At 72.4% G+C, this 13,949-nt stretch carries 12 protein-coding genes; 9 read left to right on the top strand and 3 right to left on the bottom strand.

Annotated features, from left to right (window positions below; genetic code table 11):
* Positions 1–15 precede the first annotated feature (15 nt).
* Positions 16–1,428, top strand: a complete 1,413-nt coding sequence (locus SSOG_RS12600) for an ATP-binding protein (protein ID WP_009714602.1) — start codon at positions 16–18, stop codon at positions 1,426–1,428.
* 30 nt (positions 1,429–1,458) lie between these two features.
* Here the strand turns inward: SSOG_RS12600 and SSOG_RS12595 are convergent, their stop codons facing one another.
* Positions 1,459–2,448, bottom strand: a complete 990-nt coding sequence (locus SSOG_RS12595) for a TAXI family TRAP transporter solute-binding subunit (RefSeq protein ID WP_009714601.1) — start codon at positions 2,446–2,448, stop codon at positions 1,459–1,461.
* A 78-nt stretch (positions 2,449–2,526) separates the two neighbouring features.
* On the opposite strand from SSOG_RS12595, the gene miaB reads away from it, so the two are divergent.
* The gene (miaB, locus tag SSOG_RS12590; RefSeq protein ID WP_009714600.1) at positions 2,527–4,017 is read left to right on the top strand and encodes a tRNA (N6-isopentenyl adenosine(37)-C2)-methylthiotransferase MiaB; all 1,491 of its coding nucleotides are present in this window, start codon (positions 2,527–2,529) and stop codon (positions 4,015–4,017) included.
* 45 nt (positions 4,018–4,062) lie between these two features.
* Positions 4,063–4,797: a class III extradiol dioxygenase subunit B-like domain-containing protein gene (locus SSOG_RS12585; RefSeq protein ID WP_039937364.1), complete on the top strand. Its 735-nt coding sequence runs from the start codon at positions 4,063–4,065 to the stop codon at positions 4,795–4,797.
* Between the two features lie 144 nt (positions 4,798–4,941).
* Here the strand turns inward: SSOG_RS12585 and SSOG_RS12580 are convergent, their stop codons facing one another.
* Positions 4,942–5,214 (bottom strand): antitoxin, encoded by a 273-nt coding sequence (locus SSOG_RS12580; protein ID WP_009714598.1) that lies wholly within the window; start codon positions 5,212–5,214, stop codon positions 4,942–4,944.
* Positions 5,215–5,239: 25 nt separating this feature from the next.
* Complete coding sequence (locus SSOG_RS12575; protein WP_234365425.1) at positions 5,240–5,455, bottom strand: gliding motility protein; 216 nt, start codon at positions 5,453–5,455, stop codon at positions 5,240–5,242.
* A gap of 210 nt (positions 5,456–5,665) precedes the next feature.
* Here SSOG_RS12575 and miaA point away from each other — a divergent pair, with 210 nt between their 5' ends.
* The 6 genes from miaA to hflX all read left to right on the top strand — a co-directional run bounded on the left by miaA (position 5,666) and on the right by hflX (position 13,916).
* Positions 5,666–6,604 (top strand): tRNA (adenosine(37)-N6)-dimethylallyltransferase MiaA, encoded by a 939-nt coding sequence (miaA, locus tag SSOG_RS12570; RefSeq protein WP_009714597.1) that lies wholly within the window; start codon positions 5,666–5,668, stop codon positions 6,602–6,604.
* A gap of 108 nt (positions 6,605–6,712) precedes the next feature.
* Positions 6,713–7,222, top strand: coding sequence for a hypothetical protein (locus SSOG_RS12565; RefSeq protein ID WP_039937360.1), 510 nt, complete (start codon positions 6,713–6,715; stop codon positions 7,220–7,222).
* Between the two features lie 67 nt (positions 7,223–7,289).
* Positions 7,290–8,201 carry a diaminopimelate epimerase gene (gene dapF / locus SSOG_RS12560; protein ID WP_009714595.1) on the top strand — a complete coding sequence of 304 codons (912 nt, stop codon included), beginning with the start codon at positions 7,290–7,292 and terminating at the stop codon, positions 8,199–8,201.
* Between the two features lie 136 nt (positions 8,202–8,337).
* Positions 8,338–10,584 carry a RelA/SpoT family protein gene (locus SSOG_RS12555; protein ID WP_009714594.1) on the top strand — a complete coding sequence of 749 codons (2,247 nt, stop codon included), beginning with the start codon at positions 8,338–8,340 and terminating at the stop codon, positions 10,582–10,584.
* A gap of 150 nt (positions 10,585–10,734) precedes the next feature.
* Positions 10,735–12,294 (top strand): M1 family metallopeptidase, encoded by a 1,560-nt coding sequence (locus SSOG_RS12550; protein ID WP_342634294.1) that lies wholly within the window; start codon positions 10,735–10,737, stop codon positions 12,292–12,294.
* A 119-nt stretch (positions 12,295–12,413) separates the two neighbouring features.
* Positions 12,414–13,916, top strand: a complete 1,503-nt coding sequence (hflX, locus tag SSOG_RS12545; RefSeq protein ID WP_009714592.1) for a GTPase HflX — start codon at positions 12,414–12,416, stop codon at positions 13,914–13,916.
* The last annotated feature ends 33 nt before the right edge of the window (positions 13,917–13,949 follow it).

Below are 13,949 nucleotides of genomic sequence, written 5' to 3'. Positions count from 1 at the left end.
GCCAGGGCTTCCCGCGTGCGCACTCGTCTCCTCCCGCTGCTGATCGTCCTCATGGCGGGCGTCCTGCTCGCCCTCGGCTTCCCGCTCGCCGTGAGCCTGGCCGCCCGTGAGCAGCAGCGCGTGGTCGTCGACCGGATCGACGACACCGCCCGCTTCGCCGCGCTCGCCCAGTTCGTCACCGCCGGGCCGGCGGCCGTGACGGGTGCGAAGGGCGGCGAAGGCAATGAACGGCTCAATACGCTGAGTTCGGAACTCGCGCGCTACCACGATCTGTACGGCATTCGGGCCGGGGTGTTCTTCCGGGACGGCCTGCGGATGGCCAAGGCGCCCGCCGACTGGCGGCTGCCCCGGGCCGGGAGCGGCGCCGAGGCCTTCGACGAGGCCCTGGCCGGGCGCCGCAGCCACGATCCGCCGCAGGTGTGGCCCTGGCAGCGGGGCAGGCTCACCGTCGCGTCCCCCGTCGTACGGGACGGTGACGTGGTGGCCGTCGTCGTGACCGACTCGCCCACCGGCCGGATGCGCTCGCGGATCCTGCACGGCTGGCTGGTCATCGCGGGCGGGGAGAGCGCCGCGATGCTGCTCGCGGTGGGGGCCGCGTTCCGGCTGACCGGCTGGGTGCTGCGGCCCGTACGCATCCTGGACCACGCCACGCACGACATCGCGACCGGCCGCATGCAGTCGCGGGTCGCGGCCGCCTCGGGCCCGCCGGAACTGCGGCGGCTGGCCCGCTCGTTCAACGAGATGGCCGACAACGTCGAGGAAGTCCTGGAACAGCAGCGGGCGTTCGTCGCCGACGCCTCCCACCAGCTGCGCAACCCGCTCTCCGCGCTGCTGCTGCGCATCGAGCTGCTGGGTCTTGAGCTGCCCGAGGGCCATGAGGAGATCGCCTCGGTGCGCACCGAGGGCAAACGCCTGGCCCGCGTCCTGGACGACCTCCTCGACCTCGCCCTGGCCGAGCACACCGCGGCCGACCTGCGCCTCACCGATATCGCCGAACTGGCCGCCGACCGGGTGGACGCCTGGCTTCCGGTCGCCGGGCGCGAGGAGGTCGGCCTCGCCTACACGGGCCCCTCGGCCATCACCGGCTGGGCCGATCCGGTCGCCCTGTCCAGCGCTCTGGACGCGGTCGTCGACAACGCGCTGAAGTTCACGCCCCAGGGGTCACATGTGGAGGTCTCGGCACGGGCCGACGGCGAGACCATCGCCTTGACCGTCGCCGACGGCGGCCCCGGCCTCACCGAGGACGAGCTGGCCCGGATCGGCGACCGCTTCTGGCGCAGCAACCGGCACCAGAACGTCTCGGGCTCCGGACTGGGCCTGTCCATCTCCCGCGCGCTGCTCACGGCGGGCGGCGCCACCATCGCGTACGCCCCCAACGAGCCCCGCGGACTGTGCGTGACCATCACCGTGCCGCGCAGCAAGCCGTAGCCCTGTCGGCGGCTCACGCATCAGGGGGCTTTACGGCTTCTCCGAGCGGTAATAGCGCGCGGCGCCCTTGTGCAGCGGCAGCGGATCGGTGAATACGGCCGTCCGCAGGTCCACTTTCTGCGCGGCGTGCACCTTCGCCCCGATGCGGTCCCGGTTCTCTATCACCGTGCGGGTGACACCCTTCGCCAGCTCAGGGTCCACCCGGTCCGTAGTGACCAGGAGATTCGGTACCGCGATCGTTTTGACGTCGTCAGGCTGACGTATCTCCAGATACGCGTCAGCGGGCACGGTGGCCGCCCGGTAGTAGCGCGTCACCCCGCCCTGCCGGTGCAGCGGCCCGGTGAGGTCGCCGAGCTGGACGAGCCGGATCGGATACTCCTGGGCCAGGGTGCGCACCGCGGTGGTCGGCAGCCCGCCCGACCAGAAGAAGGCGTCCAGCTTCCCCTTCCGCAGCAGCGCCGGCATCGTGTCGATACCGGAGCGCACGGCCTTGATGTCCTTGTCGAAGTCGAGCCCGGCGGCCTTGATCAGCCCTCGCGTGATCAGCTGTACGCCCGAGCCGTCGTCCCCGACGCCGACCCGCAGCCCCCGCAGATCCCGCGCCGAGCGGACCTTGGAGCCGCGCGGCACGATCAGCTGCATGTAGTCGTCGTACAGCCGCGCGCAGGCACGCAGCCGCCCGGCGTCCCGGCCGTGGTAGGCGGCGACGGCGTCGGTGGCGGCGATGGCGAAGGTGGCCCGGCCGCGGGCCAGCCGCTCCACGTTGTCGGGCGATCCCCGGGTCTCCAGGAGCGTGACGTCCACATCGGGGAGGTCCCGGGACAGGTCGCGCTTCAGCATCTCGCCGTAGGTCTGGTAGACGCCGGTGGACACCCCCGTCGCGAAGGTCACCTTCCCCTCGGGCTTCTCCCCGTCGCCGACCGGCAGCAGCCACCACAGCAGCAGCGCGAGGACGACCACGCCCGCCGCCGCGGACTGGAGGGCGCGGCGCCGGTCCGGGCGCGGAAGAGTGACGGCCATGGGCAGGATCCTGCCAGTACCGACGCGGGGAAGGGAGGGGCGGGGGAGCGGGACGAACACGTACCCTGGTCGATTGAGATGAGTGCGAAGACTTACGAGGTGCGCACCTACGGGTGCCAGATGAACGTCCACGACTCCGAGCGCCTGTCCGGCCTGCTGGAAGGTGCCGGTTATGTCCGTGCGCCCGAAGGCACCGGTGAGGGTGAGGCCGACATCGTCGTCTTCAACACCTGCGCGGTGCGGGAGAACGCCGACAACCGGCTGTACGGCAATCTCGGCCGGCTCGCGCCGGTCAAGGCGCGGCGCCCCGGCATGCAGATCGCCGTGGGCGGATGCCTGGCCCAGAAGGACCGCGACACCATCGTCAAGAAGGCCCCCTGGGTCGACGTGGTCTTCGGCACCCACAACATCGGCAGTCTGCCGGTGCTGCTGGAGCGCGCCCGGGTCCAGGAGGAGGCCCAGGTCGAGATCGCCGAGTCGCTCGAAGCCTTCCCCTCCACGCTGCCGACCCGGCGCGAGTCCGCGTACGCCGCGTGGGTCTCCATCTCCGTCGGCTGCAACAACACCTGCACGTTCTGCATCGTCCCGGCGCTGCGAGGCAAGGAGAAGGACCGCCGTCCCGGCGACATCCTCGCCGAGGTGGAGGCGCTGGTCGCCGAGGGCGTCACCGAGATCACCCTGCTCGGCCAGAACGTGAACGCGTACGGCTCCGACATCGGCGACCGCGAGGCGTTCAGCAAGCTGCTGCGCGCCTGCGGAAACGTGGAGGGGCTGGAGCGGGTCCGGTTCACCTCGCCGCATCCGCGCGACTTCACGGACGACGTCATCGCCGCCATGGCGGAGACGGAGAACGTGATGCCGCAGCTGCACATGCCGCTCCAGTCCGGCTCGGACACCGTGCTGAAGGCGATGCGCCGCTCGTACCGGCAGGAGCGCTACCTCGGCATCATCGAGAAGGTGCGCGCCGCGATGCCGGACGCCGCCATCTCGACCGACATCATCGTCGGCTTCCCCGGCGAGACGGACGAGGACTTCGAGCAGACGCTGCACGTGGTGCGCGAGGCGCGGTTCGCCCAGGCGTTCACCTTCCAGTACTCCAAGCGGCCCGGCACGCCCGCCGCCGAGATGGACGGGCAGCTGCCGAAGGCGGTCGTCCAGGAGCGGTACGAGCGGCTGGTCGCCCTCCAGGAGGAGATCTCCTGGGAGGAGAACAAGAAGCAGGTGGGCCGGACGCTGGAGGTGCTCGTCGCCGAGGGCGAGGGCCGCAAGGACGACGCCACCCGGCGGCTGTCCGGCCGCGCCCCCGACAACCGTCTGGTGCACTTCACCCGGCCCGACGAGCCGGTGCGCCCCGGTGACGTCGTCACCGTCGACATCACCTACGCCGCGCCGCACCACCTGCTGGCCGAGGGCCCGGCCCGGGGCGTCCGGCGCACGCGCGCGGGCGACGCCTGGGAGCGGCGGAACGCGGCCGAGGAGAAGAAGCCTGCGGGCGTGATGCTCGGGCTGCCCACCATCGGCGCTCCGGCCCCCGTCCCGGCGCCCGCGAACGGCTGCGGCTGCGACTGACCGGCCACGACCGCGGGGCCCGGCCCGCCGGATAAGCTGGCGATCATGCTGATCGCCGCCGCCGTCTGTCCTTGTCCACCGCTGCTGGTGCCCGAGGTGGCCGCCGGAGCGGCCTCCGAGCTGGACGCGCTGCGCGCGGCATGCCTGGACGCGGTCGCGGCGCTGGCGGCGGCCCGGCCCGAGCGGCTGATCGTGGCGGGTCCGGCGGAGCACTCGGGGCGAGGACCGCATCCGCAGGGCGCGACCGGATCGTTCCGCGGTTTCGGCGTGGACGTGGAGGTACGGCTCGGGGGTAGTGAGGTCGCAGGCAGCGAGGCCGCGGGCGGGGCGCCCGGGCGGCCGCTGCCGCCGTCGCTGGCGGTCGGCGCCTGGCTGCTGGAGCGCGCGGGGTGGGACGTGGCGCCCGTCGAGGGGCTGGGCGTGGGGGAACCTCTCGCGCCCGAGCGGTGTATTCAGGTCGGAAGGAAGCTCGCCGCGTCGGCGGAGCGGGTCGCGCTGCTGGTGATGGGCGACGGCAGCGCGTGCCGGACGCTGAAGGCGCCGGGCTATCTCGACGAGCGCGCCGCCGCGTTCGACGCCGAGGTGGCGCGGGCGTTGGCGTCGGCCGACACCGCGGCCCTCGCCTCGCTCGACGAGGCGCTGGCCTACGAGCTGAAGGCAGCGGGGCGCGCCCCGCTCCAGGTGCTCGCGGGGGCGGGCGAAGGGGCGGGGCTGAAGGGGGAGTTGCGGTATGACGAGGCGCCATACGGCGTGGGGTATTTCGTGGCCCGCTGGGCGTAGTGGGGGCATCGCCGACCGCGGGCGCCGAAGGACGGCGTCCCGGGTAGGGCGCCGCAGCGTACGAGCACAGGACCGCCGCAGCGTACGAGCACAGGACCGCCGCGACCGCGAGGCATCCGCTTCGCGGCCGCGTAACGGCGGGGGTCAGGCGCTGTCGCCGCCCTGGTCCTTGCGCTCGCTCCCGCTGCGGTCCTCGTTGCGATCCTCGTTCCGGTGGGAGAAGCGGTTGAGGGCGTCCTTCGCCTTGCCCGTGCCAGTCTCGATCTTTGCGCTGTACTTGCCCTTGGTCGTGGTGTCGACCCTCTTGGCGGCCTTGTCGAGACCCCGCTCGATCCTGTCCTCGTGCTGCTGCGCGAAGTTGCCTGCCCGGTCCTTCATGACACCGGCCTTGGCCTTGAGATTGTCCAGCAGGCCCATGGGCCACCTTCCCTCATCGGATCCCTTATGTGCGGGCGCCCTCACCGGCCTCGCTGTCGGCCGTCTCGGCCGCGGACTGCTGCTTCGGGATCGCCGCCCCCTCGCCCGCCACGGGCTCCTCCTCGCTCCGCTCCGGCTCCGCCTCGGCGGAGGCCCCGGGGGCCGGTGCCGCCGTCACGGCGTCGGCCGCGGACTGCTCGGAGGGCGCCTCTGCGGACGAACGGCTCTCCTCCTTCGACACTCGACGAAACCTGGAAAACACGCCCATATCTACTCCATAGCCTACTCGTGTGGGCGAAATCCCGTGCCGCTCGGAGCGTCCCATTGCGCCGCTCGCGGGGGCCGGCTTCCCGAACCGGTCCTCGGAACCTCGCAACAGGCAACGACCACGGCCGTCCCCCGTCACGTCGCTCGTTCGAGGAGGCCCCCCGGGGTTTGCGAGACTGGGCGGGTGAATACAGCAGGCCATCCGCCGCGAGTCATCGCCGTCGTCGGCCCCACTGCGGCCGGTAAGTCCGATCTGGGCGTCGCCCTCGCCCGGCACCTCGACGGCGAGGTCGTCAACGCCGACTCCATGCAGCTCTACCGGGGCATGGACATCGGCACCGCCAAACTGACGGAGGACGAGCGGCAGGGCGTGCCGCACCGTCTGCTCGACATCTGGGACGTCACGCAGACGGCCAGCGTCGCCGAGTACCAGCGACTGGCCCGCGCCGAGATGGACCGGCTGCTCGCCGAGGGGCGTACGCCGGTCCTGGTCGGCGGCTCGGGCCTGTACATCCGCGGGGCCATCGACGCGCTCGACTTCCCGGGCACCGACCCCGCCGTGCGGGCCAGGCTCGAGGCCGAGCTGGAGGAGCTGGGCCCGGGGGCCCTGCACGCCCGGCTGGCGGCCGCCGACCCCGAGGCGGGCCGGGCGATCCTGCCCAGCAACGGCCGGCGGGTGGTGCGGGCGCTGGAGGTCATCGAGATCACCGGCCGTCCCTTCACCGCCAACCTCCCCGGTCACGAGGCCGTCTACGACACCCTCCAGATCGGCGTGGACGTCGAGCGGCCCGAGCTGGACGAGCGGATCACCGTGCGCGTGGACCGGATGTGGGAGGCCGGGCTGGTGGACGAGGTCAGCAGGCTTGAAGCGGCCGGGCTGCGGGAGGGGCGTACCGCCTCCCGGGCCCTCGGCTATCAGCAGGTGCTCGCCGCCCTCGCCGGAGCGTGCACGGAGGACGAGGCACGGGCCGAGACCGTGCGCGCCACCAAGCGGTTCGCGCGCCGCCAGGACTCCTGGTTCCGCCGGGATCCGAGGGTCCACTGGCTCAGCGGAGCGGCGGCGGACCGGGAAGAACTCCTGGCGAACGCGCTCTCGTTGGCTGAACGGGCGGTCACAGCCTGATCACGTGATGGCATCGGGACGCTCCGCTCGTCATGGAGGCCCCCGCGAGCATGCCATCATCAAGCTCCGATCGTGCCGTGGTGTCTGGAGTGGGGAGGGCGTGTGGCGATGGAGGCCGGCCCTCGCAACGCATCGCAGCAAGCAGCGCGGGACTCGCCGCAGGGCGACCACGGGCCGCTGACCCCGGACGGCCCCGACGAGGTCCCCGCGCTGCCCGAGCTGGGCGGCCCGGATCTCGACGAGGCGGGCGAGCCGGGTGAGCCGGGCGGATCGGGCTCCGGGGAGTCCTTCCGCGAGCTGCGCCCGCCGCGTCGCCTGCGGATCTGGCAGATCGCGCCGATCGTCGGCCTCGCCATCCTCGGCTCGCTGATGTTCGCCTTCCCGCTCGCCTTCGAGTTCGGCGACGGCGGCGCGGTCGTGGCGATGCTGGGCCTGCTGCTCAGCTGCTGCGCGGCGGGCTGGGGCCTGATGGCCGCCCGCCGGGTGGGCTACACCTGGCCCGGCCTGCCGCCCCGTGGGTCCGGCCGCCGCCCCGACTGGCGCTTCGTGGTGCTCTACGTGGTGATCGTGGTGCTGCTCGCGACCCTCACCTTCTGGCGCGTGGCCCGCCTGCGCTAGGGCTGGCGCGCTCCGGGGCCTGTCCGGCCAGGGCGACGGCCCGCGAGGCGCCCCGTAGGATCGAGGGATGAGCAACGCGCCCCGGCTGCGGTTCCTGAAGGGCCACGGCACTGAGAACGACTTCGTCATCGTCCCGGACCTGGACGGTCGGCTGGAGCTGTCCGCGGCCGCCGTCGCCCGGATCTGCGACCGCCGCGCCGGTGTCGGCGGCGACGGGCTGATCCGCGTCGTACGGTCGTCGGCGCACCCCGAGGCGCGGGGCATGGCCGCCGAGGCCGAGTGGTTCATGGACTACCGCAACAGCGACGGCAGCATCGCCGAGATGTGCGGGAACGGCGTTCGGGTATTCGCCCGGTACCTCCAGCGGGCGGGGCTCGCCGAGGAGGGCGATCTGACGATCGCGACCCGGGCCGGGCTGCGGCACATCCACATCGCCAAGGCCGCCCCGGAGGGCGCCCCGGACAGCGGCGCGGTCACCGTCGGCATGGGCAAGGCCGTACTGCCCGAGCCCGGCCCCGACGGCGATGTCACCGTCGAGGTCGGCGACCGGACCTGGTCCGCTCGCAACATCAACATGGGCAACCCGCACGCGGTCGCCTTCGTCGACGACCTCGACCAGGCCGGGAACCTGTTCACGGCTCCCGCCGTCCACCCCGCCTCCGCGTACCCGGACGGCACCAACGTCGAGTTCGTCGTCGACCGCGGCCCGCAGCACGTCGCGATGCGCGTGCACGAGCGCGGCTCCGGCGAAACCCGTTCCTGCGGCACCGGCGCCTGCGCCGTCATGGTGGCCGCCGCGCGCCGCGACGGCGCCGATCCGGCGGTCACCGGGCGCCCCGTCACATACACGGTGGACGTACCGGGTGGGCGACTTGTGATCAGCGAGCAGCCTGACGGTACGGTGGAGATGACGGGCCCTGCCGTGATCGTCGCCGAGGGGGAGCTGGATCCCGTATGGCTGGACGCGGTGCTCGACTGACTCGTCCCTCTCATGGGTGATCCGTTTCACTCTGGGCGAGAGCCGGTCGGCCGTGCGTGGTGGGCTCGATAGCATCAAGCACCGGCCCCGGGGGAGTGCCCACGCCGGTTGACGCTCGACGCCGCCGGAGGTGCCCATGAGCGCAGAGGCCCCAGATCAAGCCGCTCTCGGCCGCAGGCGCGGCCTCCCCCGTATCGATCTGCGCAATATCCGCAGATTCGGCCGGGCCGCGCTGCAGGGACCGGCATCCCGGGACCGGCTGCCGGACGCGATCGAACACGTCGCGAAGGTGCACCGCGCGTACCACCCGGGCGCGGATCTGGACGTGCTGCGCAAGGCGTACGTCCTCGCCGAGTCATCCCACCGCGGTCAGATGCGCAAGAGCGGTGAGCCGTACATCACCCATCCGCTGGCCGTCACGCTCATCCTCGCCGAACTGGGCGCCGAGACCACCACGTTGACGGCGTCCCTGCTCCACGACACGGTCGAGGACACCGAGGTGACGCTCGACCAGGTGGGGGAGGAGTTCGGCGAGGAGGTGCGCTATCTCGTCGACGGCGTCACCAAGTTGGAGAAGGTCGACTACGGGGCGGCGGCCGAGCCCGAGACGTTCCGCAAGATGCTCGTCGCCACCGGCAACGACGTCCGGGTGATGTCGATCAAGCTCGCCGACCGGCTGCACAACATGCGCACCCTCGGCGTGATGCGCCCCGAGAAACAGGCCCGCATCGCCAAGGTCACCCGCGACGTACTGATCCCGCTGGCCGAACGGCTCGGCGTGCAGGCGCTCAAGACCGAGCTGGAGGACCTGGTCTTCGCGATCCTCCACCCCGAGGAGTACGCCCGCACCCGGGAGCTGCTCCAGTCCCATGCGGACCGGCCCGACCCGCTCGCCCGCGCCGCCGGGGACGTACGGGCCGTGCTCCAGGAGGCGGGCATCACCGCCGAAGTCCTGGTCCGCCCGCGGCACTTCGTCTCCGTCCACCGTGTCGGGATCAAGCGCGGCGAGCTGACCGGATCCGACCTCGGGCGGCTTCTGGTCCTCGTCGCCGACGACGCTGACTGTTACGCGGTCCTAGGCGAGCTGCACACCTGTTTCACCCCGGTGATCTCGGAGTTCAAGGACTTCATCGCCGTCCCCAAGTTCAACCTCTACCAGTCGCTGCACACGGCCGTGGCCGGGCGCAGCGGCGAGGTCGCCGAAGTCCTCATCCGCACGCACCAGATGCACCGGGTCGCCGAGGCCGGGGTGATCGCCCTCGGCAATCCGTACGCCCCGACCGAGGCGGCCGCCGCGCCCGAGGGCGAGCGGGCCGACCCGACCCGTCCCGGCTGGCTGTCCCGGCTGCTCGAATGGCAGAGCGCCACCCCCGACCCCGACATCTTCTGGACCGCGCTGCGCGACGACCTCGCCCAGGACCGGGAGATCACGGTCTTCCGGTCCGACGGCGGCACCCTGGGCCTGCCCGCGGGCGCGAGCTGTGTGGACGCCGCGTACGCCCAGTACGGCGAGGACGCCCACTCCTGCATCGGGGCCAGGGTCAACGGGCGGATCGCGACGCTCAGCACCGTGCTGTGCGACGGGGACACGCTCCAGCTGCTGATGACGGGGGACGCGGCCTCGTCCGGGCCCTCGCCGGAATGGCTCGACCACGCCCGTACCCCGGCCGCGCGCATCGCCATCAACCGCTGGCTGGCCGCCCACCCGGCCGACCCGGCGCACGAGCCGCCGCAGGGCGAGGCGCCCGGCGCCGAGCATCTGCACGCCCCCGTGGAGCCGGAAGAGGCCGAGCTGGAAGGGATCGATCCGGACGGTATCGATCCGGATGGGGCCGACCTGGAAGAGGCCGAGGAGGACGCCGGGGAAGACGCCGGGGACGTGCTCCCCGTGGCCCCCGCGGGCCGCCCCGAGGCGGGCATCGTCGTCGACCTGCCCGGTGTGATCGTACGGCTGGCCCGGTGCTGCACCCCCGTACCGCCCGACGCCATCACCGGCTTCGCGGTGCGCGGCGGCGCCGTCACCGTCCACCGCGAGCGGTGCCCCGCCGTGGCGCGGATGACCGCCGCCGGGCGGACCCGAGTGGGGGTGCGCTGGTCGGAGGAGGACGACGGGGACGGGGGCGACTACCGGGTCACCCTCTTCGCGGAGGCGTTCAGCAGGCCCCATCTGCTCGCGGACCTCACCGAGGCCATCGCCGCGGAGGGCGCCGAGGTGGTCGCCGCCGCCGTCGAACCGCCGCGTGAGCAGCGGGTTCGTCATACGTACACGCTCCAGCTGTCCGACGCGGGCCGACTGCCGACGCTGATGCGGGCCATGCGCGACGTCCCCGGCGTCTACGACGTGACCAGGGAGGGCCGACGGGTGGCGACCGCCCGTTCCTGAACTCCTTCGGGTGGATCGGGCCCGGGTGGGAATGCGCCCCCGTCCGGGCGCTGATAGCCGTAAGGCATGACGCAAACTCCGGGCCCCCGCCCCGGCCCCCTTCCGCGGTCGGACGGTCCCCTTCCGCGGATGGCCGGTCCCCTTCCTCGGATGGGGCGCCGCAGGACCGCCCTCGTGGCCGTCGCCCTGGCCGCCGTTCTCGCCTCGGTCGGCCCGTCCTCCGCCGCCGGGCCGGTGAGCCCCGCGGGCCCGCGCCCGCTCGGCATCGGTGACCCGCTCTATCCGCGGCTCGGCAACCCCGGCTACGACGTCACGGCGTACGACATCGCCCTGGACTACCGCCGCGCGGACCGGCCGCTGGACGCCGTCACCACCATCGACGCCCGTGCCACCGCCGGATTACGCACCCTCAACCTGGACTTCACCCAGGGCACCGTGCGCTCCGTACGGGTCGACGGCGCGCCCACCGCGTTCGCCACCGCGGGCGAGGACCTGGTCATCACCCCGCGCACCAGGATCGAGCGGGGCGCGGACTTCCGGATCACCGTCCGGCACACCAGCGACCCTGGGGACGGCGCGAGCGGCGGCTGGGTCCGCACCCGGGACGGACTGGCCATGGCCAATCAGGCCGACGCCGCCCACCGGGTCTTCCCGTGCAACGACCATCCGTCCGACAAGGCGCGCTTCACCTTCCGGGTCACCGCGCCGAAGAACCTCACGGTCGTCGCTGGCGGTCTTCCGGCCGGGCGCGTCCGCGAGGGGGCGCGCACCACCTGGTCGTACCGCCTCGCCCACCCCATGGCCACCGAGCTGGCCCAGGTCTCCATCGGCCGGTCCGCCGTGCTCCACCGCACCGGCCCGCACGGGCTGCCGGTGCGTGACGTGGTGCCCGCCGCGGACCGCAAGAAGCTCGCGAAGTGGCTCGCGCGCACTCCGGGGCAGCTGAGCTGGATGGAGAAGAAGGTCGGTCCGTACCCGTTCGAGGACTACGGAGTGCTGATCTCCCACGCCACCACGGGCTTCGAGCTGGAGACCCAGACGCTCTCGCTCTTCGAACGGGGCCTCTTCACCGGCGACGAGTTCCCGCGCTGGTACGTGGAGTCGATCATGCTGCACGAACTGGCGCACCAGTGGTTCGGTGACAGCGTCAGCCCGCGTCGCTGGTCCGATCTGTGGCTCAACGAAGGCCATGCCACCTGGTACGAGGCGCTGTACGCGGAGCAGTACGGCAAGGAGAGCCTGGAGCGCCGGATGCGGCTGGCCTACGAGCAGTCCGACGCCTGGCGCGCCGCCGGAGGGCCGCCCGCCGCGCCCCGGCCCGCCGAACCCGGCAAGCAGATCGGGCTCTTCCGCCCGATCGTCTACGACGGCAGCGCCCTGGTCCTGTACGCGCTGCGGGAGCGGATCGGCCGGGCGGACTTCGAGCGGCTGGAGCGGCAGTGGGTGGTCCGCCACCGGGACGGGGTGGCCTCGACCGCCGACTTCGTCCGGCTCGCCTCGGAGGTGGCGGGCAAGGATCTGAACGGCTTCCTGCGCCCCTGGCTGTACGGCAAGAAGACGCCGAAGATGCCCGGGCACCCCGACTGGAGGCCCACCCCGAAGCCGGACGCGAAGCCGGGGGCCAAGCCGGGCGCGAAGCCGGGGGCCAAGCCCGCGGCCTCCTCCGCCCCGCACGGCTCGGCGGCGCGCCATACCGTGAAACCCGAGTGACTGCCCCGCCGCCGCGTGCGACCATCGAGGGGTCGGCGTCGCGGCCGGAGCGGTGGGGAATCCCACGGGCCGGTCGTGCGTTGTCCACAATGACGATGTCCCTCGACGTAAGGATTCCTTTGACCCACTCCTCTTCCCTTCCGCAGGACCGGCAGAGCCTCGCCGAGAGCCTTCGGGCCGACGCCCTGATGGAAGAGGACGTCGCCTGGAGTCACGAGATCGACGGGGAGCGTGACGGCGACCAGTACGACCGCTCGGACCGTGCCGCTCTGCGGCGCGTGGCGGGACTCTCCACCGAGCTCGAGGACGTCACCGAGGTCGAGTACCGGCAGCTGCGCCTGGAGCGCGTGGTGCTGGTCGGCGTCTGGACGTCCGGCACGGCGCAGGACGCGGACAACTCCCTCGCCGAGCTGGCCGCGCTCGCGGAGACCGCGGGCGCCGTGGTGCTCGACGGCGTCATCCAGCGCCGCAACAAGCCGGACCCCGCGACGTACATCGGCTCCGGCAAGGCCGAGGAACTGCGCGAGATCGTGATCGAATCCGGTGCCGACACCGTCGTGTGCGACGGTGAGCTGAGCCCCGGCCAGCTGATCCATCTCGAGGACGTCGTCAAGGTCAAGGTGGTCGACCGCACCGCCCTGATCCTCGACATCTTCGCCCAGCACGCCAAGTCCCGCGAGGGCAAGGCCCAGGTCTCGCTCGCGCAGATGCAGTACATGCTGCCGCGGCTGCGCGGCTGGGGTCAGTCGCTGTCCCGGCAGATGGGTGGCGGTGGCTCCGGATCGTCGGGCGGCGGTATGGCCACCCGTGGTCCCGGTGAGACCAAGATCGAGACGGACCGGCGCCGCATCCGCGAGAAGATGGCGAAGATGCGCCGCGAGATCGCCGAGATGAAGACCGGCCGTGACATCAAGCGGCAGGAGCGCAGGCGTCACAAGGTCCCCTCGGTCGCCATCGCGGGATACACCAACGCGGGCAAGTCCTCGCTGCTCAACCGGCTCACCGGCGCGGGCGTGCTGGTGGAGAACGCGCTGTTCGCCACCCTGGACCCGACCGTGCGCCGGGCCGAGACGCCCAGCGGGCGGCTGTACACGCTGGCGGACACCGTCGGCTTCGTCCGCCATCTGCCGCACCACCTGGTCGAGGCGTTCCGTTCCACCATGGAGGAGGTCGGCGACGCCGATCTGATCCTCCATGTGGTGGACGGCTCGCATCCGGCGCCGGAGGAGCAGCTGGCCGCGGTGCGCGAGGTGATCCGTGACGTGGGCGCCGTCGACGTGCCCGAGATCGTGGTCATCAACAAGGCGGACAAGGCCGATCCGCTCGTGCTACAGCGGCTGCTGCGCATGGAGCGGAGCGCGATGGCCGTCTCGGCCCGCTCCGGGCAGGGCATCGACGAACTGCTCGAGGTGATCGATCACGAGCTGCCCAGGCCGCAGGTCGAGATCGAGGCACTGGTGCCGTACACCGAGGGCAAGCTGGTCTCGCGTACGCACGCCGACGGCGAGGTGATCTCCGAGGAGCACACCCCGGAGGGCACGCTGCTCAAGGCACGGGTGCACGAGGAGCTGGCCGCCGAGCTGCGCCGGTTCGTACCGGCCGCGGCAGGTGCGCGGCAGTAGAGCACCGAACGGCTCACGGCGAAGGCCCGCCCC

The sequence above is a fragment of the Streptomyces himastatinicus ATCC 53653 genome (assembly GCF_000158915.1).
GTDB classification, from domain to species: domain Bacteria; phylum Actinomycetota; class Actinomycetes; order Streptomycetales; family Streptomycetaceae; genus Streptomyces; species Streptomyces himastatinicus.
The sequence above is the reverse complement of the archived record's forward strand: the minus strand, read 5'-3'. Positions and strand labels throughout refer to the sequence as shown.

Coding starts and splice junctions, on each gene's coding strand:
- SSOG_RS12595 (WP_009714601.1), bottom strand. CDS start 2,448: ATGGCCGTCACTCTTCCGCGCCCGGACCGGCGCCGCGCCCTCCAGTCC.
- miaB (WP_009714600.1), top strand. CDS start 2,527: ATGAGTGCGAAGACTTACGAGGTGCGCACCTACGGGTGCCAGATGAAC.
- SSOG_RS12585 (WP_039937364.1), top strand. CDS start 4,063: ATGCTGATCGCCGCCGCCGTCTGTCCTTGTCCACCGCTGCTGGTGCCC.
- SSOG_RS12580 (WP_009714598.1), bottom strand. CDS start 5,214: ATGGGCCTGCTGGACAATCTCAAGGCCAAGGCCGGTGTCATGAAGGAC.
- SSOG_RS12565 (WP_039937360.1), top strand. CDS start 6,713: ATGGAGGCCGGCCCTCGCAACGCATCGCAGCAAGCAGCGCGGGACTCG.
- dapF (WP_009714595.1), top strand. CDS start 7,290: ATGAGCAACGCGCCCCGGCTGCGGTTCCTGAAGGGCCACGGCACTGAG.
- SSOG_RS12555 (WP_009714594.1), top strand. CDS start 8,338: ATGAGCGCAGAGGCCCCAGATCAAGCCGCTCTCGGCCGCAGGCGCGGC.
- SSOG_RS12550 (WP_342634294.1), top strand. CDS start 10,735: ATGGGGCGCCGCAGGACCGCCCTCGTGGCCGTCGCCCTGGCCGCCGTT.